21 protein-coding genes are annotated in these 23,154 nt (G+C 67.1%); 13 read left to right on the forward strand and 8 right to left on the reverse strand.

The genetic code is table 11. From position 1 onward, the window contains the following. Positions 1–34: 34 nt before the first annotated feature. Positions 35–709, reverse strand: a complete 675-nt coding sequence (locus JOF56_RS14415) for a response regulator (protein WP_209638004.1) — start codon at positions 707–709, stop codon at positions 35–37. After that, entirely contained in the window at positions 697–1,827 is a 1,131-nt protein-coding gene (locus JOF56_RS14420) for a sensor histidine kinase (RefSeq protein ID WP_245378260.1), read from the reverse strand. The genes JOF56_RS14415 and JOF56_RS14420 overlap by 13 nt, the downstream gene beginning before the upstream one ends. Before the next feature lie 317 nt (positions 1,828–2,144). On the opposite strand from JOF56_RS14420, the gene rplM reads away from it, so the two are divergent. The 7 genes from rplM (at position 2,145) to JOF56_RS14455 (ending at position 9,287) form a co-directional block, all read left to right on the forward strand. Continuing rightward, positions 2,145–2,588, forward strand: a complete 444-nt coding sequence (rplM, locus tag JOF56_RS14425; protein WP_209638005.1) for a 50S ribosomal protein L13 — start codon at positions 2,145–2,147, stop codon at positions 2,586–2,588. Next, on the forward strand, positions 2,585–3,109 hold the full coding sequence (gene rpsI / locus JOF56_RS14430) for a 30S ribosomal protein S9 (RefSeq protein ID WP_307855097.1): 525 nt from the start codon (positions 2,585–2,587) through the stop codon (positions 3,107–3,109). The genes rplM and rpsI overlap by 4 nt, the downstream gene beginning before the upstream one ends. A gap of 73 nt (positions 3,110–3,182) precedes the next feature. Then, the gene (glmM, locus tag JOF56_RS14435) at positions 3,183–4,517 is read left to right on the forward strand and encodes a phosphoglucosamine mutase (protein ID WP_209638007.1); all 1,335 of its coding nucleotides are present in this window, start codon (positions 3,183–3,185) and stop codon (positions 4,515–4,517) included. A 76-nt stretch (positions 4,518–4,593) separates the two neighbouring features. Then, entirely contained in the window at positions 4,594–5,010 is a 417-nt protein-coding gene (locus tag JOF56_RS14440; protein ID WP_209638010.1) for a hypothetical protein, read from the forward strand. A gap of 118 nt (positions 5,011–5,128) precedes the next feature. Beyond that, complete coding sequence (locus JOF56_RS14445; RefSeq protein ID WP_209638012.1) at positions 5,129–5,446, forward strand: hypothetical protein; 318 nt, start codon at positions 5,129–5,131, stop codon at positions 5,444–5,446. Positions 5,447–5,448: 2 nt separating this feature from the next. After that, positions 5,449–8,760, forward strand: a complete 3,312-nt coding sequence (locus JOF56_RS14450; protein ID WP_209638014.1) for a hypothetical protein — start codon at positions 5,449–5,451, stop codon at positions 8,758–8,760. A gap of 8 nt (positions 8,761–8,768) precedes the next feature. Beyond that, positions 8,769–9,287, forward strand: a complete 519-nt coding sequence (locus JOF56_RS14455) for a hypothetical protein (protein ID WP_209638016.1) — start codon at positions 8,769–8,771, stop codon at positions 9,285–9,287. Here JOF56_RS14455 and JOF56_RS14460 read toward each other — a convergent pair. After that, positions 9,284–10,093, reverse strand: coding sequence for a dienelactone hydrolase family protein (locus JOF56_RS14460; protein WP_209638018.1), 810 nt, complete (start codon positions 10,091–10,093; stop codon positions 9,284–9,286). The genes JOF56_RS14455 and JOF56_RS14460 overlap by 4 nt on opposite strands. Before the next feature lie 65 nt (positions 10,094–10,158). Here JOF56_RS14460 and glmS point away from each other — a divergent pair, with 65 nt between their 5' ends. Continuing rightward, positions 10,159–11,997 carry a glutamine--fructose-6-phosphate transaminase (isomerizing) gene (glmS, locus tag JOF56_RS14465; RefSeq protein WP_209638020.1) on the forward strand — a complete coding sequence of 613 codons (1,839 nt, stop codon included), beginning with the start codon at positions 10,159–10,161 and terminating at the stop codon, positions 11,995–11,997. A gap of 13 nt (positions 11,998–12,010) precedes the next feature. Here glmS and JOF56_RS14470 read toward each other — a convergent pair whose 3' ends face one another. After that, positions 12,011–12,568 carry an eCIS core domain-containing protein gene (locus JOF56_RS14470; RefSeq protein ID WP_209638023.1) on the reverse strand — a complete coding sequence of 186 codons (558 nt, stop codon included), beginning with the start codon at positions 12,566–12,568 and terminating at the stop codon, positions 12,011–12,013. Positions 12,569–13,001: 433 nt separating this feature from the next. Here JOF56_RS14470 and JOF56_RS14475 point away from each other — a divergent pair, with 433 nt between their 5' ends. Continuing rightward, complete coding sequence (locus tag JOF56_RS14475) at positions 13,002–14,387, forward strand: NAD(P)H-hydrate dehydratase (protein WP_209638025.1); 1,386 nt, start codon at positions 13,002–13,004, stop codon at positions 14,385–14,387. A gap of 293 nt (positions 14,388–14,680) precedes the next feature. Here the strand turns inward: JOF56_RS14475 and JOF56_RS14480 are convergent, their stop codons facing one another. Then, the gene (locus JOF56_RS14480) at positions 14,681–15,313 is read right to left on the reverse strand and encodes a TetR/AcrR family transcriptional regulator (protein WP_209638027.1); all 633 of its coding nucleotides are present in this window, start codon (positions 15,311–15,313) and stop codon (positions 14,681–14,683) included. Between the two features lie 221 nt (positions 15,314–15,534). Here JOF56_RS14480 and alr point away from each other — a divergent pair, with 221 nt between their 5' ends. From alr to tsaE, 3 genes are all read left to right on the forward strand, one after another. Continuing rightward, entirely contained in the window at positions 15,535–16,617 is a 1,083-nt protein-coding gene (gene alr / locus JOF56_RS14485) for an alanine racemase (RefSeq protein ID WP_209638029.1), read from the forward strand. Positions 16,618–16,718: 101 nt separating this feature from the next. Beyond that, positions 16,719–17,699 carry an alpha/beta fold hydrolase gene (locus JOF56_RS14490; RefSeq protein WP_245378262.1) on the forward strand — a complete coding sequence of 327 codons (981 nt, stop codon included), beginning with the start codon at positions 16,719–16,721 and terminating at the stop codon, positions 17,697–17,699. Beyond that, on the forward strand, positions 17,678–18,151 hold the full coding sequence (gene tsaE / locus JOF56_RS14495) for a tRNA (adenosine(37)-N6)-threonylcarbamoyltransferase complex ATPase subunit type 1 TsaE (protein WP_209638031.1): 474 nt from the start codon (positions 17,678–17,680) through the stop codon (positions 18,149–18,151). The genes JOF56_RS14490 and tsaE overlap by 22 nt, the downstream gene beginning before the upstream one ends. Here the strand turns inward: tsaE and JOF56_RS14500 are convergent. Then, on the reverse strand, positions 18,141–19,100 hold the full coding sequence (locus JOF56_RS14500) for an Lrp/AsnC family transcriptional regulator (protein ID WP_307855098.1): 960 nt from the start codon (positions 19,098–19,100) through the stop codon (positions 18,141–18,143). The two genes, tsaE and JOF56_RS14500, sit on opposite strands and share 11 nt — an antisense overlap. A gap of 107 nt (positions 19,101–19,207) precedes the next feature. On the opposite strand from JOF56_RS14500, the gene JOF56_RS14505 reads away from it, so the two are divergent. Continuing rightward, complete coding sequence (locus tag JOF56_RS14505; protein ID WP_209638035.1) at positions 19,208–20,584, forward strand: MFS transporter; 1,377 nt, start codon at positions 19,208–19,210, stop codon at positions 20,582–20,584. On the opposite strand, the gene JOF56_RS14510 is transcribed toward JOF56_RS14505, so the two are convergent. Both JOF56_RS14510 and JOF56_RS14515 read right to left on the reverse strand, forming a co-directional pair. Beyond that, positions 20,528–21,775: a carboxyl transferase domain-containing protein gene (locus JOF56_RS14510; protein WP_209638037.1), complete on the reverse strand. Its 1,248-nt coding sequence runs from the start codon at positions 21,773–21,775 to the stop codon at positions 20,528–20,530. The genes JOF56_RS14505 and JOF56_RS14510 overlap by 57 nt on opposite strands. After that, positions 21,759–23,129 (reverse strand): acyl-CoA synthetase, encoded by a 1,371-nt coding sequence (locus tag JOF56_RS14515; RefSeq protein WP_209638039.1) that lies wholly within the window; start codon positions 23,127–23,129, stop codon positions 21,759–21,761. Before JOF56_RS14515 ends, JOF56_RS14510 begins: the two co-directional genes overlap by 17 nt. Positions 23,130–23,154: the final 25 nt, after the last annotated feature.

The following is a 23,154-nucleotide window of genomic DNA, read 5'->3' on the forward strand; positions in this document are numbered from 1 at the left end:
GAGTCACTCGAAGCCGCATGGCACCCGAGCGTAGTCAGCCGTCCAACAGGCCCGCGTCGTGCACAAGCAGGGCGATCTGGACCCGGTTGTTCATGTCCAGCTTGGTCAGCACGCTCGAGACGTGCGTCTTCACGGTCGGCACGCTCAGGAACAGCGTGCCCGCGATCTGGGCGTTGGACTTGCCCTGGCCGACCGCCACGGCGACCTCCCGTTCCCGCTCGCTGAGTTGCTCGAGCCTGGTCTGGGCGAGTCCCCGGCGCTGGTCGTGGTCCGTCTCGGCGACCCGGTCGATCAGCCGCCGCGTGACCGAAGGGGACAACACCGGCAAGCCCTGGGCGACCTGACGAACCGCATCGACGATCTCGGCGGGCGGGGTGTCCTTCAGCAGGAAACCCGCCGCGCCGGCGCGCAGAGCCCGCAGGACGTGGGCGTCGGCGTCGAACGTCGTCAGGATGATCACCTCGGGCGCCGAGCCGCGGGCGCGCAGTGCCTCGGTCGCCGACAGACCGTCCAGCGCGGGCATCCGGATGTCCATCAGCACCACGTCCGGGTTGTGCCGGTCGACCAGCGGAAGCACCTCGGTCCCGTCCTTGGCCTCGCCCACCACTGTGATGTCGGGCGCGCCGCCGAGCATCATCACCAGGCCGGCACGGACCAACGGGTCGTCGTCGACGATGAGGACAGTGATGGGGCTGGTCACATCGGCCACGGTAGCCAGGCGGCGAGCCGCCAGCCGTCGCAGGTCGGCCCATGTTCGAGTCGTCCCTCGGCCAGCGCGACCCGTTCACCCAGGCCGATCAGGCCCTGACCGGACGTCCGGCCCGGCACCGGAGGTCCGGACGGGGCCGAGTTGCGGACCTCGACAGCCAGGCCGTCACCAGGCCCGCCGCTGAGCGAGACCTGGACCTCGGCGCCAGGGGCGTGCTTGCGGGCGTTGGTCAACGCCTCCTGCACGATCCGGTAACCCGTACGCCCCAACAGGTCCGGTGTGGTCCCGGACAGCTCCTGGCGCAGTTCGATCTCCATCCCGGCCCGGCGCGACTCGGCGACCAGCGTGGTCACGTCGGCCAGAGTGGGCTGCGGCATCTCGCCCACCGGCGCCCGCAGCACGCCGATGACCTCACGCAGGTCCTGCAGCGCCTGGTGCGCGCTGTCCCGGATGACCTTGGCGGCGCGGGCGATGTCGGACGCCGGTGCGTCCGGGTTGTACTCCAGGGCGCCCGCGTGCACGCTCAGCAGGGAGAGCCGGTGCCCAAGCACGTCGTGCATCTCCCGGGCGATCTCCTCCCGGGCCAGGTGGATCGCCCGCTCGGCCCGCAACTGCGCCTCGGTCTCCGCACGGGCGGCCTTGTCCTTGAGCGACAGCACCAGCTGACGGCGGTGGTGGATGAACAGGCCCCAGCCCACCGCGGTGCCCTGGATGGCGAGCATCAGCGCCAGGCTCACCCCCCACTGTGTCCCTGGGTCGGGCCGGACCCAGATGAAGATCACAGACGAGACCATGCTCAGTACGAACACCGCGACCGAGGTCCGCGGCGGCCGGTGGATCGCGACGGTGAACAGTGAGACGATCATCGCGCCACCGGAGAGCTCGGAGAATGTCGACAAAGCGATCAAGATCAACGCAAGTTCGCTCGGCCACCGCTTGCGCACCCAGATCGAGGCACACGCCAGCACGCCGACCACCTGGTCGACGTGGAACAGCCAGGCCGGATCCGGCAACGTGCCGGCGTCGATCCACTGGGTCGCCCCTAGCAGCCCGACCAGCGACGCGAGCAGGAACATCGTGGTGTCCACGATCCAGTCGCGGATACTGCGGCGGGTCATGTTCCTGGGAGCGTAGTGAGGTTTCCGGGCTGGTCCGGAAAGTCGATACTTTGGTCGCGGTGGCTGATTCCTCCGGCTGACCGATCTGCGCCGTCGCTGCGTTGCTACCGAGAGCGACATCCGCAGGTCGGAGCGGTGACGCAGAGTGTGCGGGGTGGTGGATAGGGGGGCCGTTTTGACCCTCCGGGAGGCCACGGGTAATCTCTATCGTTGTTGTGCGGCGCGGCGTGTGACTACTCGCGCCCTTGGTGGGTCCGACCTGCCGTGGGTACGGCCCGCACAGGTACCCAGACGCAAGTTGACGATGAGGTAGACCCGTGCCCACGTACAGCCCGAAGCCCGGCGAGGTGGCCCGCGCCTGGCACATTATCGATGCCGAGGACGTGGTGCTCGGCCGCCTTGCCACGCAGGTCGCGACACTGCTGCGCGGCAAGCACAAGCCAACCTATGCCCCGCATGTGGACACTGGTGACTTCGTCATCATCGTGAACGCCGAAAAGGTGGTCCTCACCGGGGCCAAGCGGGATCAGGCCTTCGCCTACCGCCACAGTGGCTACCCCGGTGGTCTTCGCAAGAAGTCCTTCGGCGAGCTGCTGGACACCCGCCCCGACCGTCTCCTGGAGAAGGTCGTCAAGGGCATGCTGCCGAAGAACAAGCTCGGCCGCGCCCAGGGCAAGAAGCTCAAGGTCTACGCAGGCCCCGAGCACCCGCACACGGCGCAGCAGCCGACGCCCTTCGAGATCACCAAGGTTGCCCAGTGAGTGAAGAGAACCTGACCACCGAGACCCCTGAGGTCCCCGAGTCGGCCGTCGACAACGTCGAGATCGCCGACGTCGACGCCCCTGAGGCCGCTGACGAGGCCCCGGCCGCGCCGGTCGTGCGCGTTCCCGCCCCTGGCGAGGTCGCCCAGACCGTCGGCCGCCGCAAGGAGGCCGTGGTCCGCGTTCGGCTGACCCCGGGCACCGGCCAGTTCCGGCTGAACGGCAAGAGCCTCGAGGACTACTTCCCCAACAAGGTGCACCAGCAGCTCATCCGTGAGCCCCTGGTGATCCTCGACAAGCCCGAGATGTTCGACGTGCGCGCGAACCTGCGTGGCGGCGGCATCACCGGCCAGGCCGGTGCGCTGCGGCTGGCCATCGCCCGCGCCCTGATCGAGCTCGACGCCGAGGACCGCCCGGCCCTCAAGAAGGCCGGCTTCCTCACCCGTGACCCGCGGGTCAAGGAGCGCAAGAAGTACGGTCTGAAGAAGGCCCGCAAGGCGCCTCAGTACAGCAAGCGCTGATCACACTCAGCCCGAAGCACGGGAGCAGCAGGATTTCTGCTGCTCCCGTTCGCTCTTTCCGGAGGTGGTTCTCTTGGGCCGGTTGTTCGGCACCGACGGCGTCCGTGGGCTTGCGAACGTCGAGTTGACGCCGGAGCTGGCGTTGACCGTCGCCGCCTCGGCGGCGCGCGTCCTGGCTGAACACGACCGCTCACACCGCCCGGTCGCCGTGGTCGGGCGCGACCCGCGGGCCAGCGGCGAGATGCTGCAGGCCGCTGTGGCCGCTGGCCTGTCCTCGGCCGGTGCGGACGTGCTGCAGGTCGGGGTGATGCCGACACCGGGCGTCGCCTACCTGGTGGACAACCTGGGCGCCGACCTGGGCGTGATGATCTCGGCGTCGCACAACCCGATGCCGGACAACGGGATCAAGCTCTTCTCCGCCGGCGGGCACAAGCTGCCCGACGACATCGAAGACGAGATCGAAGCCGGTATCGGCGCGACGCCGCAGCGTCCGACCGGTGCGGGCGTCGGCCGGATCTACGACGTCGCCGACTCCCTGGACCGCTACATCGCGCACCTGCTGCGTGCCACGCCTCAGCGTCTGGACGGCCTGAAGGTCGTTGTGGACTGTGCGAACGGCGCCGCCTGGGCCGCCGCGCCGCGCGCCTACCGGGAGGCCGGTGCCGAGGTCATCGCGATCCACGCGCTGCCGGACGGCGAGAACATCAACCACGAGTGTGGTTCCACGCACATCGAAGGGTTGCGTGAGGCCGTCCTCGCCGAGGGCGCGGACATGGGCATCGCGCACGACGGTGACGCAGACCGTTGCCTCGCCGTGGACGCGGAGGGCAACCTCGTCGACGGCGACCAGATCATGGCCGTGCTCGCGTTGGCCATGAAGGACCGTGGCGAGCTCGTCGACGACACGCTGGTCGCCACTGTGATGAGCAACCTCGGCCTGCACCTGGCGATGCGCGAGGCAGGCGTGAAGATCCGCACAACCGCCGTGGGCGACCGCTATGTGCTGGAGGAGCTGCGTACCGGCGGCTACTCACTCGGTGGCGAGCAGTCCGGTCACGTGCTGCTGCCGAGTCACGCGACCACCGGCGATGGTCTGCTCACCGCGATGGGCGTGATGGCCCGTGTCGCGGCCACCGGTAAGCCGCTGTCCGAGCTGGCCGGCGTTATGCGCCGTCTGCCCCAGGTGCTGGTCAACGTGAAGGTGGCCGACAAAGCCGCCGTCGCCAAGGCCACCTCGGTCAACGATGCAGTCGCCGCTGTGGAGGCCGAACTCGGCGAGTCCGGCCGCGTCCTGCTGCGTCCGTCCGGCACCGAGCAGCTCGTCCGCGTGATGGTCGAGGCCACCAGCGAAGCCACCGCCGAGGCCGCGGCAAACCGCCTGGCCAGCGTGGTTTCAGCCGTTTCCTGAGCCGCCGGGAGAACGAGGCCGTCCTCGTTCTCCCGTTGCTCAGATTGCCGCGTAGGTCCGCCGCTACGCTGAGCAAGTGACATATGGCCCACCCCCGAACCAGAACTGGCAACAGCCGCCACAAGGCCCTGGTTACGGGCACGGCCATCAGCCGCCACCGCCCGGATACGGACCGCCACCGCCACGGAAGCGTGGTCCAGGCCCGATACTGGGCATCATCATCGCGGGAGCCGGTGTCGTCGCGGCCGGCGTCCTGCTTGTGCTGAAGCTCATCGGCCCGGCAGAAGTCCTTGTCCTGCTCGCCGTGGTCGGTATCGCGGAACTGGCGATCTACCTCCCGTTCCGTACCAAGACCCCCAAGCCGCCGCCCGGATACCGGCCGCCAGGCCCTTACGGTCCCGGCCCTCCGATGCCGCCAGGACCGCCTGGCCCGCCGCCCGGAGGGTATGGTCCCCCTCCTGGTTGGCAGGGCGGGCCGCCACCCAGACGATGACCCCGCGCAAAGTGCCCGCGAACGTGCTCTGACGTGGGTACATTGCTCAGCGGAACCAAGGTGGCGACACCTGGCGTCTGAGCTGTGTCGAAGCAAGTAAGGGGGAGGAGCCATGGCCGTGGACGGCAAGCTCCAGATGGACCACGACGCTATGCGCGCCGCGGCCGACGAGGTGAAGAACCTGGCTGTCGCGGTCCAGTCCGTTCAGAGCTACATCACCGACAACGACCTCAAGCAGGAGCACCTCGGCGGGCACTTCACCGCGCCGGCGGCGTACCAGTCCTTCAACGCCGCTCTGCAGGGCCTGAGTGCCTCGGTCGGCAAGGCGTACGCGTTTCTCAACGAGGCCGCGGCCAAGCTCGAGCAGTCGTCGCAGATGACCGACGCCACAGACGTCAACAACGCGTGGGGGCTCAACAAGGCCGGAGGTAGGTAGCGGTGGCTGAGGGTATCGGCGGTCCGGTCAGCTCCCCGTTGCAGCCCGCCAAGGACGTCAACACCAATGACCACTCCGAGGCGATGTTCCATCAGCTGGACGACTTCAAGAAGATGATGGCGGCCGACCGGATGGGCTTCCTTTACAAGCGCTGGATGGAGCACCAGTGCTCGGACCCCGGCCGCCGGGGACAGTGGCGCAGCCAGCCGGTCTGGGGTGAGGGCTGGCAGGAGCGCGAGGACAACGACAAGGGCGGCCTCTGGCAGCTCAAGATCATCAACTTCGGCTTCATGTGGGACGCCCACGGCAGGCTGACCAACCTGGCCACCTCGGGCGAGGCCCTCAAGGGCGCGGGCAACCAGGTCGTCCAGCGCGTCCAGGCGGCGTGGACCAGCAAGGCGGGCGAAGCCGCGGCAGGCAGGTTCACCGAGTTCCGGGACGCCGCGGCCGACTACACCGCCCAGGTCCAGAACCTGGGCGCGCAGATGGAAGGCGCCTGGCACGCGACCCGGCACGTGGTCAAGGAATTGGCCGACTTCGCCAACAAGAGCGACCTCGGCGGCAAGCCGATGATGGACCGCTACGGCGCCGACGGTGCGAGCGACGACCACGGCAACTCCGAGCGCGGCAACTGGAGTTCCCGGATGGACGCGCTCAACGAGGCGATCGTGCAGGGAACCTACCGGTGGGGGCCGGAAGCCCACGAAGTGATCGACCCCAGCATCTGGAGCGTCGACTTCAGCTTCGGCCGGGTCGTGCAGACCCCCGAGTCGGTGCGTCAGCCGGGGCAGGTCTACATCGAGGCCGACGGCAGCAACATGTGGTCCAACGAGATCTGCAACTGGCTCGACGACATGGCCCACTGCTACTTCCTGACCATCGGGAACTTCCGCCGGCGCGTCGAGGAGACGATCAGGACGGTCCAGGAGGCCTGGGAGAAGCTCAACACTCAGGCAGGCAAGATCACCAAGGACCCCTTCGGCAAGCTCTCCCTGGGCCCCGCCCAAGGCACCGGCGACGACACGAAGAAGTCCACCGACAGCGGCCACGACCGCCCCGGAACTGGCAACACAGGCACCGCCGGCACCTCAGGTATGGGGTCCACCCCCGTGCCGCCGATCGCCCCGCCGCCCATGCCTCCCGTGCAGCCCGCAGTCGACGACACCACAAACCCGTCGGCAGTCGATGGCGATGTCGTCCCAGTCGTGCCCCAGGACCAGACCAAGGAAACCGTCACAATCCAGGACGGCGACCGCAAGATCTCGGTCCAGAGCCCGGACGGCGAAGGCCACGTGAAGGTCACCGTCGACGACGGCACCGGAAAACCGAAGGCCTACGACCTGGACTTCAGTGCAGGCACCGGAGCGCCGGCGCAACCCGGCGACGGCCGTCCCCAGACCCTTCCCGCGCTGGAAACCCCGTCACAACAGGTCCAAGCGGGACCAGACGGAAAAGCCGTGGTGCACGACGGAAACCTGACGATCACGGCCGAGCGCCCGCCCGGAACCCCGGACCAGATCAAGATCACAGTGGACGACGGAACCGGCAAACCCACCACCTACCTCGTCGACTACGCCGACCCAGCCAACGGCACAGTCACAACCCAGCCCGGCCGCCCAACTGCCGAGCCCTACCCGGCCCCGCAGTCCGGTTTCACCGACCCGAGTGGACAGTCCGGTCCTGCACCTGGTGCGTCGGCAGGCTTTGCTGCTGCACCGTCTGGATTCGCAGATCACTCGGCTGCCCAGCAGAGCGGTTTCAGCGAGCCGGTGCCCGGCGCGGCCGCCCACTTCGCCGAGCCGATGAACGGCGGTCGCCCAGACACGGGGACCAGCACTCAGGCAGGCTTCACCGAGCCAGGCTTCACCCAACCCACCACCGGCGGCTTCACAGACCCATCCACGCCGCAGCAAGGCGGCTTCACCGAGCCCATCACGGCCGACGCCCGCCGCTTCGCAGGCACCTTCCCCGACGCAACCTCAGGCCAGCAAACAGGTTCCCTCGACCCCATCGGCACCGAAAGCCACGCCTACGCCCAACCCACGTCCCAGCAGTCGGCTGGTTTCCCTGAGTACGCCGTCGACGAGGCGGGTCGGTTCGCCGAGCCACTGAACGGCGGTTTCACCGATCCACAGTCCGGTTTCATCGACTCAGCCACATCGGCTGATTTCGCGGAGGACATCTCCGTTGACGGAGCCGGTTTTGTGGAATCTGAGACTGGTGGTTTCGCTGATCCGTCTAGCGCGCAGCCCGGTTTCGCGGACTCGTCGGCTGCGCAACAAGCTGCTGGTTTCCCGGAGTATGCCGTCGATGAGGGTCGTTTTGCTGAGCCATTGAGCAGCGGTTTCTCAGAACCGGCAGGCGCCCAGTCTGGTTTCGCCGACCAGGAATCCGGCTTCGCGACCACCTCGCCTTCGAGTTTTGCCGAGCCGGGCGACGGTGACTTCGGGGATCTGGATGATGTGCGGTCCGGGTTTGCCGTTTCGGACACTGCTGCGCAGGGCGGGGGTTTCCCGGAGCCTGGTGCCGGTGATGATTTTGCTGACCAGGCCATGGCTCAGGGTGCCGGGTTCACCGACTCAGGCTTTGTGGATCCCGCCGCGCAATCGGTTGCGTCTGAGGGATTCGAGCCGGTTGAGCAGGCTGACGTCTTTGACCCCGCCGCTGCGCAAGCGATCGATGCCGACAGCGGCGGTGGCTTCGAGCCGGCCACCGAGCACGAGGGTGGGTTCGACCAGGGGGCGACCGCGCAGGCGAGTGGGATCGCGGCTGGACCGTCCATCGGCGACGATCTGTTCCGCGACTGGTCGACCGGACTGTCCGATTCGGACATCGACGAGTACCAGAGCCCGGAATCCGCGCCATACGAGCGGTCTGAGCAGTTGTCGCAGGCTGAGGCGTGGACCGAGCCGGAACCTTCGACCGGCACCGCGGCCCAGTCACTGGGTTTTGACGTCGTGTCCGGCGATGATTCCGCAATGGACAGTATCTGGTCCACCCAGGGTGACCTTTTCGACGACTCCGAGCCGCGCGATGTGAGCGGTGAGGAGATCGCGCCGGCCGCGGGTGAAGCGGGCCTGGCGGCGGTGCCCGACAACGGCCAGAGCCAGCCACATCCGGCCAGCCCGGCGACGGCCGGTGGCGGGATGGGCGGCATGCCGATGATGGGCATGGGCGGCGGCGGAGGTGGCGGCAACAACGATCAGGAGCGGGGCCCGAGTGCGTGGAGCACGACGGGCGACCTGTTCGATGACGGCCCGATGAGCGCGGCCGACCGGATCAGCACGGTTCTCGACGACGACGAGCAGCGCTAGGAGTTTCGATGTTCGACGAGACCAGTCCGGAGACGCGCCAGGCGCTCGCGTTGTACGAGGACGCGATCGCGCAGTACGACGCCAGGACGGCCGCGATCGGAGAGGAGTTCGCACGCGAACTCGCGGTCGCCGACAAGGCGGCCGCGCAGCGCGACAAGGAGCAGAGCGAGCAGTTGGCCGAGATCCTTGCGAACGAGAAGGCCGAGCAGCAGCAACAGGCCGCTCAGCAGCAGAACCAGTGGACGGCCCCGCGCGAGAAGGAGACCACGATCTCCTTCGGCGAGTTCGACGACGAGCAGAAGTCATGGTCGACGCCCACGCCGCCGATGGGCTTACCGCCGATTCCGCCGATCCCGGAGCCCATTCCGGAGCCGCTGCGGCCCGCCGCGCCGGAGCCGATGATGACCTTCGGCCAGCTTGAGGACGACGAAACGCCACCTCCTGCGCCGCCGCCCCCGCCGAAACCGGGCAGACGCCGGCTGCAGGAGGACGACGAGGACATGTCCGGACAGACCTGGATGAGCTAACGCACTCCGGCGGGCAGCCATTCGGTGTTGATGGCCGCGCCTTTGACGTCGGATTCCAGCAGGTCGTCGTATTTCGAAGACCCGGTCAGGTGCTTGAGGAAGAACGCCGTCAGCAATGCCCGCGACATTCGCTGGGTCCTGCGTTCGCCCTTGCCCGAAAGCAGTATCTGGCTCCAGTGCCGGCCTTCGGTGAAGCCGAGGTGCCCGGCTTTGGCCAGTTCCCGGACCTGCACCGGCCCTGCCCAGTTGCGGGCGATGACCTCGGCGTTGCCGACCGCCGGCGCGATGAGGTCGTCGCTGGCGGTCAGGTGCAGGCCAGGCATCTTGCAGAACCGTGCGGCCTCCGAAGCCGGCGGGCGGGACTCGGCGGCAGCCATCGTGGCCACGGCCTTGACCCGCGAGTCCGCGGCTGCGGCCAGCACCGCGCTGCCACCGCCGAACGAGTGCCCGGCGAGCCCGAGCCGGTCGCCCGAAACACGCACCTGCCCTTCGCCCAGCCGCACAGTCACGCACGTGTCGAGCGCCGCGAGCAGGTCGGCGGCGAACAGCCGGTGCGAGCCCAGCGGCCCGGACTGCGTCGACGGCGCGGCGGCGACGATGCCGTGTGAGGCGAGGTGCCGCAGCAGGCCGTGATAGCGCAGCGGCGGCTGCAGCCATCCGTGGCCGACCGCGACGGCCGGCAAATCCTGTCCCGACCTGGGCGTGAAGATCAGCCCGGGGAGCCCGACCAGGCCGAGGTCACCCCGCAGGACCGAGTGCGGCCCGGGTAGTGCCAGCTCATAGGCCAACTGCTTGGCGCGTGCCATGGGGCGACGTTATCCGATCGACCCCGGACGCACCCGATCACCCATGGGGCCTAGCCTGTTTGCCCGTGTGCGGAATCGTCGGTTATGTAGGTCACCAGCAGGCGCTTGACGTAGTGCTCGACGGACTCAGGCGGCTGGAGTATCGCGGCTACGACTCGGCCGGCGTCGCGGTCATCACCGCGGACGGCCTGGCAGTCGAGCGTAAAGCGGGCCGGTTGGCCAACCTCGAGGCCGAGCTCGTCGGCCAGGAGGGCTTCGTCGGCACGGCTGGGATGGGCCACACGCGCTGGGCCACGCACGGCGCTCCGGTCGACCGGAACTCGCATCCGCACCGGGATGTGTCCGGCAAGGTCGCGGTCGTCCACAACGGCATCATCGAGAACTTCCACGCCCTGCGGGTCGAGCTGGAAGCCGACGGCGTCGAGTTCTCCAGCGACACGGACACCGAGACCGTGGCGCACTTGGTCGCCCGTGAATACGACGGGGATTTGCCGGAAACCGTGCGCAAGGTGTGCCGACGGCTGGAGGGTGCGTTCACTCTGGTCGTGACGCACGCCGACGAGCCGGACATGATTGTGGCCGCTCGCCGGTCGTCGCCATTGGTCGTCGGAATTGGCGACAAAGAGATGTTTCTCGCCTCGGATGTCAGTGCGTTCATCGAGCACACCCGGGATGCCGTCGAACTCGGCCAGGACCAGGTCGTGACAATCGCCCGATCCGGCTACGAGGTCACCGATTTCTACGGTGAACCGGCGCCGACCAATCATTTCCAGGTCAACTGGGACCTGTCGGCCGCCGAGAAGGGCGGCCACGACTACTTCATGCTCAAGGAGATCGAGGAGCAGCCCGAAGCGCTGGCGAACACGCTGCGCGGGCATTTCGTGGACGGCCGGATCGTGCTCGACGAGCAGCGGATGGCCGACCAGGACCTGCGGGATGTGGACAAGGTCTTCGTGATCGCGTGCGGCACGGCTTATCACTCCGGCTTGGTGGCGAAATACGCGATCGAGCACTGGACCCGGCTGCCGGTGGAAGTGGAGCTGGCCAGCGAGTTCCGGTACCGGGACCCGGTGCTGGACCGCGACACCCTGGTCGTGGCGATTTCCCAGTCGGGTGAAACCGCTGACACTCTCGAGGCAGTCCGGCACGCCCGCGAGCAGAAGGCCCGCGTTCTGGCGATCTGCAACACGAACGGCGCCCAGATTCCGCGTGAATCCGACGCGGTGCTTTACACCCACGCCGGTCCCGAGGTCGGAGTCGCAGCGACCAAGACATTCCTGGCCCAGATCGCCGCCAATTTCCTGGTCGGCCTGGCATTGGCGCAGGCCCGTGGCACGAAGTACTCCGACGAGGTCGCCCGTGAGTTCCATGAACTGGAGCAGATGCCCGCGGCCGTGAGCCAGGTTCTGCAGACCGTGGATTCGGTGCGGGCACTGGGCCGTCAGCTCGCCGATTCGAAGGCGGTGCTGTTCCTCGGCCGGCACGTCGGCTACCCGGTCGCGCTCGAAGGTGCTTTGAAACTCAAGGAATTGGCGTACATGCACGCCGAGGGTTTCGCTGCGGGCGAGCTGAAGCACGGCCCGATCGCATTGATAGAACAGGATTTGCCGGTTGTTGTGGTGATGCCGTCGCCCAAGGGCCGGGCGGTGCTGCACGCGAAACTGCTGTCGAACATCAGTGAGATCCAGGCCCGTGGCGCCCGCACGATCGTCATCGCGGAGGAGGGCGACGAGACAGTCCGGCCGTTCGCCGACGAGCTGATCGAAGTTCCGCAGGTGCCAACCTTGTTGCAGCCCTTGGTATCCACTGTCCCGCTGCAGGTCCTCGCCGCCGAGATCGCCCGCGCTCGCGGTTACGACGTCGACAAGCCCCGAAACCTGGCGAAATCAGTCACGGTCGAGTGATCGCCGGTTTTCCTCAGTGTTGGTGACGCTCGGCCGTGAGCTTTTCGGCGGTCTCGTGCGCATGGCGTTCGAAACTGTCGGACGGGTCGCTGACCGACAGGCCGGGCGAAACCTCACTGCCCGCGACGGGTCCTGCGGATTGCTGGACTGTGTGGGTGATTTCGTGCGCCAGGGTCGAGTAACCCTCGCTCGTGCTCGGGTTGTAGGCGCCGGAGTTGAAGAAAACGTCGTTGCCGGTGGTGAAGGCGTGCGCACCGAGCTGGCTGGACAGGTTCGCCGCGGTGGAGTCGGTGTGCAGCCGGACGTCGCCGAGTGACTGGCCGAGGCCGGATTCCATCTCCGAGCGCAGCTGTGCCGGCAGCGGGCTTCCGCCGCCGAGCTGGGAACGGATGCGGGTGGCGACGTCGTCGCCGGGCAGGCCGCTGGACGCGCCTTCCACCAGCCGGGCGACCATCTGGTTGCCTCCGGCCAGGACAGGACTGGCGGTGTCCTTGGCCGGCTCCTGGACCACGTTCGCGGGTTGTACCCGCTCGTGCGCTTGTTCCTCAGCGCGGATACGGTCAGGCTCCATAGGTGACAGGTTACCGTCGTGGCGCCCATTTCATACGGATCGCTATTACAAGCACCCTTCGGTCTGGCCGTTGCTGGTACACCGTCACCACAAATGTGCCCCCTTTGGCGCCCCTTCGGGCAAGGAAGTCCTCGGCGCAGGCCCTCGTGTAGATGGCCAGCCAGGCCTGCTTCTGCTCGCTCTTCTGGCTGAAGCACCAGCCCTGATCTTCCACGGTCTCGGTGTATTCGTGCACGCGCTGTGACTTCGACAGCTCACGCCGGTACTCGATTTGGTGAAGATAGTTCCAAACGGCCATGGTGAAAAAAGAATGGCCCGCAAGTTCACGGATGACGATTCCGGTCGTGTGCCAGGAAAAGGGGGTACATCCGGTATTTCGTTTTCCCGCCGCGGCCGCCCTTCGCGGCGCCGCCGGATCGGGCAGACTCTCCGTATGCGCGGAGTGTGGAGCACCGACCGAGTGAAAACCGCTGAGCAGCAGCTCTTCCAGACGATCCCGGAAGCCACCCTGATGCGACGCGCGGCGTTCGGCGTCGCCGTGTGCGTGGCCGAGTTCAAGCCGCGTCGCGTGCTGCTCCTGGTGGGAGCAGGCAACAACGGCGGTGACGCACTCTGGGCGGGCGCGTTCCTACGCCGCAGAGGCATCGCCGTCGACGCGATTCTCCTTGCGCCCGAACGCGCGCACGCCGAGGGACTCGCGGCATACCGACGAGCTGGCGGTCGCATCGTCACCGAGCCCAGGTCAGCCGACGTCGTCATCGACGGAATTGTCGGTATCTCAGGCAAAGGCGCGCTCCGACCCGCCGCCGCGAAGCTCGTCGCGCAGATCACCGCACCTATCGTCGCCGTCGACCTACCCAGCGGCGTCGACCCAGACACAGGCGCGGAGGACGGTCCGTGCGTCACCGCCGACACCACCGTCACATTCGGCGGCCGCAAGCCTGTACACGCGTTGAGCCCGCGCTGCGGGCGAGTCCGCGTGCTCGACATAGGCCTGGCAGACGCCCTAGGCGAACCGGATTTCGGCATCATCGACCGCGCGGACGTCGCCGAAGCCTGGCCGATCCCAGGCCCCACGGACGACAAGTACACCCAGGGCGTAACCGGAATCGCCGCCGGATCAGCCACATATCCAGGCGCAGCAGTACTTTCGGTAAGTGGCGCGGTACTCGCGACGTCCGGCATGGTCCGATACGCCGGAACAGCCGCGGAGATAGTCGGCCAGCGCTGGCCAGAAGTCGTCGCCACCGGTTCGGTCGCCGACGCAGGCAGAGTGCAAGCCTGGGTCGTCGGCCCCGGCATCGGCACAGCGACCGCAGGCCGAGAACTGCTCTCACACATTCTCGGCGCAGGCGTCCCAGTCTGCGTGGACGCGGACGGAATCACATTGCTGGCCGAGCACCCAACCCTGTGGGACCGCCGGGACCCAGACACTCCCATTGTCCTGACACCACACGACCGCGAATTCGCGCGCCTCGCGCCACTCGGCAAAGATCGTGTCGCATCAGCGAAAGCCCTGGCCCGCCGGGTCAACGCAGTTGTACTTCTCAAGGGATACAACACAATTGTCGCGGCATCGGATGGACGCGTGCTCGTGAATCAGTCGCCGTCCGCCTGGCTGGCGACAGCAGGGTCCGGTGACGTGTTGTCCGGGGTTGTCGGCGCCTTGCTCGCAGCTGGGCTAGACCCTTGGCTCGCCGCAGGATGCGCTGCTTACGCCCACTCTCACGCCGGAACGCTCGCCGCTTCTGGCGCGCCTGCTCCAGCATCCGCCATCGCCCACGCTTTGTCCGACACAATCCGCGATCTCGACTGGTGAATCTTTGGTGTCGCAGAGTGCTTTTCGGTGTGCCTGTCGTTGGTTGGGCGCTCTGCTTTTGTTTCTGCTTTGGTGTCGGTGGCTGGGCGGCTCGATTTGACACGGAGACCTCTGAGGCGGCCTCGGTTGGCTGAAGAGGCAGGCCCCCTGATCCAATCCGTGATCCCGGCCAAAGCCGTGTCAGGGGCCAACCTCGCCAGAAAGCTTAAGGCCGCCTCCACTCCGTATAAAATCGAGCCGTCCCAGCCTGAGACACCGAAGCAAAAACCCGAGCGCCCAGCCCCAACCGTCGATCAAGCGCGTTTGACTCCAAGTGTCATCAAGCGGGACACGTACTCCGCGAGATCTTCGGGCGTCCACGGAAGCTTCTCGACGATGATCATACGGCCGCAGCTTTCGCAGATGGAGGCCAGCAGTTCGGCGAGGACCGGTGCTTTGCGTTCGGTGTCCTCGACGTTGATCGTGGAGAGGTACATGACGACCAGGTCGCGTAGGCGGCCGAGGATTGTCTCGCGGGCGGCGCGGACGCGTTTTGCCACTGGGGAATCGGAGTTGCGAGAGGACTCGAAGACTACCCGCCAGGAGTCGGGGGCCTCGGTGGCCGCGGTGAGGAAGGCGGTGAGGCCTTGGCCGATGAGGGCTTCGAGGTTCTCGAAGTCCGGCATGTTGGGCAGGGCCGCGATCACCGCGTCGAACAGTCTTGTCTCTTCCCGGCTCAGCAGGGCGAGCAATAACTCGTCACGGTTCTTGAAGCACTCGTAGACCACGGGTTTGGTGACGCCTGCGGCGTCCGCGACCGCTTGCATGGAGGTGCCACGATAGCCGTGAGCGAGATAGACCTGCAGGGCTGAGTCAAGAATGAGGGGCCGTCGTTTTTCGGGGCCCAGATGCGCCGCCCGCCGACGGACCGCCCTGTCTTGCGCCACCGAACGAACTTACAGTATCCCCCGCATGAGTGAGGACATTCCCACGCCGTTATAGGCAAAGTGCTGTTGCCCACAAGCGAAGATTCTTCAGTTCTTGGCCTGTGAGCCGGCGGCCGCACGCCGTCTACCTGGTCGGATGCGGTTACCGATCATCCCGGCCGGTGGCGTCGGCCGCATCTGGCATTCGCCTGGAACTGGGATGTGCGAGCATTGGCGACGTTATGTCCGACCAGAACGCGCCGCGTGCGGAAGCGGTCGTCGATCTCGACGCCCTGCGGCACAACGTCGCCCTGCTCGCCGAGCGCGCCCAGGTTGCGGTGATGGCTGTCGTCAAGGCCGATGGGTACGGCCACGGCGCCGTGCCGGTGGCCAGGGCCGCGCTTGAGGCAGGTGCCACCTGGCTCGGCTCGTGCTCCGCGGCTGAGGCTGTCGACCTGCGCAAAGCAGGTATCGAGGCGCCGATCCTGGCCTGGCTCTACGCGGCCGGTGAGGATCTGTCCGACGCGATCGCGGCCGGCGTCGAATTGGGCGTGTCCAGTCTCGACGAGTTGCGCGCCGCCGAGGGCGCCCCGATTCACCTCAAGATCGACACGGGCCTCAACCGCAACGGCTGTCCGGAATCCGAGTGGGCAGCCCTGGTCAAGGCAGCCAAGGGGCACAACGTCCGGGCAGTCTGGTCGCACTTGGCGTCAGCTGACGAACCTGGTGACCCCTCGGTCGACCGGCAGGCGGAACGGTTCGAGCGCGCCTATCAGGTCGCGCTCGCCGAAGGCCTGAACCCGATGCGGCACATCGCGAACTCGGCGACCGTGCTGACCAGGCCGGACCTGGCGTTCGACATGGTCCGGACCGGTATCGCGATGTACGGGCTCAATCCCGTGCCGCAGCAAGAGGATCTTCGCCCGGTGATGACCTTCCGGTCCAGCGTGGCGCAGGTCAAACGCATCCCCGCCGGCGAATCCGTGTCCTACGGCGGCACGTGGACCGCCCCGCGCGACGTGACGCTGGCCTTGGTGCCCGTCGGGTACGCCGATGGCGTGCCGCGTGGGCTTTCCGGCCGTCTCGAGGTGTGGCTGGCCGGGAACCGACGGCCGGTGGTCGGCCGGGTATGCATGGACCAGATCGTCGTCGAATGTGGTGATGACCACGTTTCCCCCGGCGACGAGGTAATCCTGTTCGGTCCGGGCGATCGCGGTGAGCCGACGGCCCGGCAGTGGGCCGACAGCCTGGGCACCATCGACTACGAGATCGTCACCAACATGTACCGGCCGCGGGTGCGCCGTCGTTACCTGGGGGCGCGGTGAACGGCCGGATTGCCGGACTGGTCGGCGGGGTAATAGGTGTTGTGGCAACTGGTGCGGCCGTAGGTGCTGCTGTTCGGTCGAAACGACGCGATATCGAAGACATGTACGTCGATGAGCCGTTCGGTCTGCTGCCGCCGACCAGGACGAGCACAGTCGCGGCCGACGACGGCATCCCCCTGTCGGTAGAGGAAGTGGATCCGGACGACGGCGGCACGCCTGAGGCGACTGTCGTGCTGGTGCACGGCTTCGCGGTGAACCGGCTTTCCTGGCACTTCCAGCGGCGGATGTTCGCCGAGCAGACCGATCCCCGTGTGCGCCTGGTGCTCTACGACCAGCGCAGCCACGGCCGGTCCGGCCGGGCGACCGAAGAGTCGAGCACAATCGACCAACTGGGCCGTGACCTCGCGGCCGTGCTGCGCGCGGTCGTGCCCAAGGGCCCGATCGTCCTGGTCGGTCACTCCATGGGCGCGATGACGATCATCGCGCTGGCCGAACAGGATCCTGATCTGTTTGCCGACCGCGTCCGCGGCGTCGCCCTGATCGGAACATCCGCGGGCGAGATCGGATCGAGCGGCTTGCCGCGCCCGATCTTGTGGCGCTACAACCCATTGACGCGTGGCGTCGGCCAACTCGCCGGATGGCAACCCGGCCTCGTCGAGCTCGTCCGTGCCGCCGGTGGTCAACTGACCCGTCGCGCCGTACGCCTGCTCGCCTTCGGCAGCCGCAGCGTCAGCCCCAGGCTTGTCGACTTCATGATGGACATGCTCGACGTCACGCCGGTACGTGTGCTCGCCGACTTCATCGACACTTTGGGCAGCCACAACAGGTACAAGGCGCTGGCCGGCCTGCAGCACTGCTACGTGCTGGTGCTGAGCGGCGACCGCGACCGGATGACCCCGTTCTCCCACGCGGAACGGATCGCGACCGAACTGCCTGACGCGAAACTCGTACGGTTGCGCGGCGCCGGGCACATGGTCGTCCTGGAACAACCCGACCAAGTCAACACCCACTTGGTCGACCTGGTTCGGCAGTGCGTCAGCGGTCGTGGCGCGGGACGTAGATGGTGGCGGCGCAGGGCATGATCACACTCTCCACAGTGGACGACACGGTCGAGTTCGGCCGCAGACTCGGCAAAATCCTCGGCGCGGGCGATCTCGTCCTGCTGGCCGGCCCGCTCGGCGCGGGCAAAACCGTTCTGGTGCGCGGAATCGCGGCCGGCCTCGGCGTCATCGGCCGCGTCAGCTCACCCACGTTCGTCATCGAACGCGTCCACAAAGCACCCAACGGCGGCGTCCCTCTCGTCCACGTCGACGCCTACCGCCTCATCGGCCACATCGAGGAAGTCGACGACCTCGACCTCGACACAGACCTGACCGAAGCCGCCGTCGTCATCGAGTGGGGCGAGAACCTCGCCGAGCAACTGTCCACCGACTACCTGCTCATCCGCCTCGAACGGCTCCCCGACGACACCCGCCGCGCCCACCTCGAACCCCACGGCACGTGGACAACCCGCGTGGAATCCCTTACTGCGTGATCAGGGTCGCGCCGCGTTTGATGGTGCGGATGACCGGCGAGGTCTCCATGTGTTCGATCGCGCTCAGGGCGGCGACTTTGGTGGTCAGGTACTCGTAGAACGCGGGAACGTCCTTGCAGACGACTGAGGTCAGAAGGTTGGCCGTGCCTGTTGTCGCTGCCGCGAAGGCGATTTCGCGGTGGGCGGTCAGGGCTTCGCCTGCGGTGGCGAGTTCGGACGGCGGGACGGATATCCACATCCGGGCCTGGAGTTTGAAGCCGAGGGCGGCTGTGTCTATGTCCACGTCGTAGTAGAGGGCGCCGGTTTCGCGGAGGTAGTCCATCCGGCGCCGTACCGTTGACTCCGACCAGCCGGTCACCTTCGCCAGTTCGGCGTGGCTGGCGCGGCCGTCCAGTTCAAGGGCGGCCAGCATGCGATAGTCGGCAGCGTCCAATATGACCGGTTCGTTCGATATGGACCGCCGGAAGCGGAGTGCGTCGATCTGTTCGGGCGTAAGGCTGTCGAGCAGGGCCTGGTAGTCGCGTTCGTTGAAGTACACGTGCAGGATGCTGTGTGCGCTGACGTCGGTCACGCGTGGTGTGCGCGGCAACTGTTGCAGCAGAAGGGTGTCCGGCTCCTCGGGGTTGCGTGACTCGGTCACGCAGTCGATTTCTGTGCCGCCGGAGAACATCTGCACCCAGTAGGTGTCCGGGCGGCGGGCGAGAGCTGTGGCGACAGCGAGGGAGGTACTGGGCTCACACTTGATCCGGACGTGCCAGCGGACGTGTCCGACCCGCCATGGCGCGGTCTGGCCGACCACGCGGGCGGCCATGGTCGCGCGCAGCCGGCGGTAGCGGCGGGCGACCGTTTGGTCCGAAATGCCTAGTACGTCAGCGATTTTGCTGAACGGTGCCCGGCCGTCGATCTCCAGCGCGTGGATCAGCGCCCGGTCGATCTCATCGATTTCCACCACATGACCATACGAGATGTCGAAAAACGCCGCCAAGCTCAAGAACATGGAAATCTGAGCCAGCCTGACCTCATGGTGGCGCTGTACCCACTGCAGAAGGAGTCCTGATGGGGAAGTGGTCACCGCTGATCGCGGTGTGTTTGGGAGGATTCGTCCTGCTTGTCGACGTCACGATCGTGACGGTCGCGTTGCCGGAGATGGCGCGTTCGCTCAGTGCGTCGTTCACGGGCCTGCAATGGGTGATCGACGCGTACGCGTTGGCGTTGGCAGCGCTTGTGCTCGCCAGCGGTTCGCTCGCCGATCACATAGGCCGACGCAAGACGTACATCGGCGGTCTGGTCGTCTTCGCGGGTGCGTCGCTCGCTTGCGGGCTCGCCGAGAGCACGGAAGTGCTTGTCATTTCGCGTGCTGTGCAAGGGATTGGTGGCGCCGCGATGCTGGCGACCACGATGGCCTTGGTCAACCTGACGTATCACGGCAAGGACCGTTCGGTCGCGCTTGCCATCTGGGGCGCGGTCTCTGGTGCCGCCGCGGCGGCAGGGCCGGTGCTGGGTGGCGTACTCACCGAGTACCTCGGCTGGCGGTGGATCTTCCTGGTCAACATTCCGATCGCCGTCATCGCGGTCTGGATGACGTTGCGCGTGGTCGCCGAGTCCAGCAACCCGAGTGCCAAAGGCGTTGACATACCAGGAGTTGTCACGTTCACGGCCGGTGCCGCCGCGCTCACCTATGGCCTGATGCAGGCCGGTGATCACGGCTGGGGATCGGCGCGGACGCTGGGCTGGATCGGCGGCGGGGTGCTCGCCTGGGTGATCTTCGCCGTGATCGAAGCCCGCAGTACCAACGCGATGCTGGATCTGGCACTGTTCCGCAAGCCGTCGTTCTCGGTGACTTTGCTGGCAGCGCTGGCTTTCACGTTCGCGGCGTTCGCCTACACCCCGTTCATGTCGGTCTGGCTGCAACAACAGCTCGGGATGAAGCCGCTCAACGCGGGCCTGGCGATGATCCCGATGAGCCTGACGGCGTTCGTGATCGCCGGTGTGGCCGGCCGGTTCATGCACTCGGTCCCGTTCCGGTACACGATCGGACTCGGGATGCTGGTCGTCGGAGCCGGGGCGCTGTTGCTGAAGACCGGTGACAGCTGGACGGTGATCCTGCCGGGACTGGTGGTCGTCGGCGTCGGTGTCGCGGTGACGGCTCAGGCGCTGCCCGGCGCGATCATGGCGTCGGTCCCGCTCTACCGGGCCGGGATGGCGTCGGGTGCGCTGAACACGTTCCGGCAGTTGGGGATGGCGCTGGGCGTGGCTGTGCTCGGCACGGTCGTCAGCCACGGCCAGACGTTCGACAAGGGTCTGGACACGTCCTATGTGGTCGCCGGTATCAGCGGTGTCGCGGTCGGGCTGATCGCGCTGATGCTGCTCAAGGCGTCAGGCGATGCCGGCCACGATCCCAAGGTCGAGCAGGTCCTGGGGACGAAGTCGTAATTGGTCGGCCAACGCGGATACCTCGTCCGGGTCACGTTTCAGAATGGCCGCGGCGGCCTGCGGGCCGATGACCGAGAAATACGCGTCCGGCGTGATCCATGTCCGACCGGCTCCGGCGAGCGCAAGTGCTCCGCCGGAGCCACCCTCACCGATCACCAGCGTTGTCACCGGAATGTGTGCGGCGGCCACTGCGGAGAAAGCGCCGGAAATGGCGGCGGCCAGCCCGGACGATTCGGATGCCGCGTCATTGGCCGCGCCGGGAGTGTCGATCAACGTCAGGACCGGGATCCCGAATCGGTCGGCCAGCGTGATCAAGCGGCTGGCCGTGCGGTATCCGGCTGACTGGGTCGCGGTTCCGGTCTGGGCGGCGAAAGCTATCGACCGGTCGCCCCGGCGTCCGATTCCGCACAATACCCCGGAATCCACACCACCCGATCGGTCGCCGTTGATCAGCGCGTAACTGTCGAAATAGGACTCAAGATATGCGGCGGCGCCTGGCCGCCGAGGATCGCGTGCCCGCTGCACGGCCTCCCAGCCGGTGGCCGGAAGTTCGGTATGGCCAAGCGCTTTCGGCACATCGGCAGGTTCGGGCGTGCCGCCGGTGAGCAGGTCCAGCCAGCCTGACAGGACATCGGGCAGCGATTCCGGCGTCACCACGGCGTCGATCTGGCCCGCCGCGTATTGCCCTTCCGCGGTGAATGCCGGATTGTCGGCGTCCTCGGCCGAGCGGACACGTTTGCCGCCGAATGCCACCTGTGCCCCGGATATCCCGAGAATGATGTCCGCGCCCGCACCGAGCGAAGCCCAGACGCCGCCGGTCGTCGGATTACGCAGGACGGCGATATGAGGAATACCGCTCTCCCGGTTGAGATAACACTCCTGGGCGACCCGTTGCAGTTGCAGCAACGAGAACATGCCTTCCTGCATGCGGCTACCGCCGGTGGCCAGCAAGGAAACGACCGGGATTCCGTGCGCGCGGGCCGTGGAGAACGCGTGCACCAGGCGATCACCCGTGGCTGTGCCGACCGATCCGCCCAGGAAACGGAAATCGAACTCGACCAGCATCACGTCCGTGTCGCCGATCAGCACCTGGCCGTAGGTCACGGATTCCTCGGCACCCGTGGCTTCCCGGGCACGAACCAGTGAATCCTCGTACCCCGTCCAGCCCAACGGGTTACTGGCCGAGTGCACGCTTGGTCACCTTGCCCATGTCGTTGCGCGGCAACGCATCCAGGAAGCGGATGACGCGTGGGCGTTTGTGCGGCGTGAGCAGTTTCGCCACGTGGTCGATCAGTTCCTGCTCGTCGGGCCGCTCGCCTGCGGGCACGATCCACGCGACGATTCGTTCACCCAGGTCGTCGTCGGGCTCGCCGGTCACCGCGACCTCGGCCACCTGTGGGTGCTCGAGCAGCACGTTCTCGATCTCGCCCGCACCGATCTTGTACCCGCCGCTCTTGATCAGGTCCGTGGTCCGGCGGCCGACGATCCGGATGTAGCCGTCCGGGTCGGCCGTGGCCACGTCACCGGTGCGGAACCACCCGTCCCGCAAGGCTTCTGCCGTCGCGTCCGGCCGGTTGAGGTACTCCAGGAACAGGTTCGGCCCGCGCACCTCGATCTCGCCGACCTCACCGTTGTCCACAGGGCTGCCCTGTTCATCCACAATTCGCAGGTCAACGCCATCCACAGGCGGGCCGACGGCACCGGGACGACGCTCGCCGTTCGCCCGGACGCTGCAGTTCATCAATGTCTCGGTCATCCCGTAGCGCTCCACAATGCGCTGCGAGGTCGCCTGGAAGATCCGGGTGTGATCACTGGCGGGCAACGCCGCCGAACCGGACACCAGCAGCCTGGCCCGGCCGACCGCCTGGGCCAGCGCGGGATCGCGCTCGACGTCCGCGGCGAGCCGGTGGTACATGGTCGGGACACCGAACATCATCGTCGCGTCCGCGTCGAGCTCACGCGCCACAGCCTCGGAGGAGAACTTGCCGAGGTGCCGGACAGAACCGCCGCGGCGCAATGGCCCGACAATGCCAAGAATCAACCCGTGCACGTGGAACAGCGGCAACGCGTGGACGAGCACGTCGTCCGCGGTCCACTCCCAGGCCTCGGCGAGTGCGTCCAAATTGGACTCAATGGCCCGGCGGGGGAGTACGACTCCTTTGGGTGGTCCGGTGGTGCCGGATGTGTACACGATGAACGCGGGCTGCTCGCCCTCGAAGTTCTGCGCGGGCAATGCACCGATTGCCCCGAGGTCGATGTCGGTATCCCGCAGGACAATGTCCGGCTGGGCGTCGGACAGGATGTGGTCGAGTTCGCGCTCGCCCACCTTGGGATTGATCGGGACCACCGGGATGCCCGCGGCCAGCGCGCCGACCACCGCGACGGCAGTCTGTGGCGTCGGCGTGGCCCACACCGCGACTCGTGACTTGCCCTGGATCCGCGAAACGACGCCACCGGCAGCGCCGGCCAGCTGCCGGTAGGTCAGATCCACGTCCCCGAAGCGCAGTGCGGGCCGGTCGGTAGCCCTGATCAGCTCACCAAACATGCAAGCCACTATGCCGGGACGGCCC

The organism is Kibdelosporangium banguiense, assembly GCF_017876405.1.
Lineage (GTDB): Bacteria > Actinomycetota > Actinomycetes > Mycobacteriales > Pseudonocardiaceae > Kibdelosporangium > Kibdelosporangium banguiense.

What these genes read in the sequence shown, in the direction of transcription:
- JOF56_RS14420 (WP_245378260.1), bottom strand. Translation starts at nt 1,827, where the DNA reads ATGACCCGCCGCAGTATCCGCGACTGGATCGTGGACACCACGATGTTC.
- JOF56_RS14455 (WP_209638016.1), top strand. Translation starts at nt 8,769, where the DNA reads ATGTTCGACGAGACCAGTCCGGAGACGCGCCAGGCGCTCGCGTTGTAC.
- JOF56_RS14460 (WP_209638018.1), bottom strand. Translation starts at nt 10,093, where the DNA reads ATGGCACGCGCCAAGCAGTTGGCCTATGAGCTGGCACTACCCGGGCCG.
- JOF56_RS14470 (WP_209638023.1), bottom strand. Translation starts at nt 12,568, where the DNA reads ATGGAGCCTGACCGTATCCGCGCTGAGGAACAAGCGCACGAGCGGGTA.
- JOF56_RS14475 (WP_209638025.1), top strand. Translation starts at nt 13,002, where the DNA reads ATGCGCGGAGTGTGGAGCACCGACCGAGTGAAAACCGCTGAGCAGCAG.
- alr (WP_209638029.1), top strand. Translation starts at nt 15,535, where the DNA reads ATGTCCGACCAGAACGCGCCGCGTGCGGAAGCGGTCGTCGATCTCGAC.
- JOF56_RS14490 (WP_245378262.1), top strand. Translation starts at nt 16,719, where the DNA reads ATGTACGTCGATGAGCCGTTCGGTCTGCTGCCGCCGACCAGGACGAGC.
- tsaE (WP_209638031.1), top strand. Translation starts at nt 17,678, where the DNA reads ATGGTGGCGGCGCAGGGCATGATCACACTCTCCACAGTGGACGACACG.
- JOF56_RS14505 (WP_209638035.1), top strand. Translation starts at nt 19,208, where the DNA reads ATGGGGAAGTGGTCACCGCTGATCGCGGTGTGTTTGGGAGGATTCGTC.
- JOF56_RS14515 (WP_209638039.1), bottom strand. Translation starts at nt 23,129, where the DNA reads ATGTTTGGTGAGCTGATCAGGGCTACCGACCGGCCCGCACTGCGCTTC.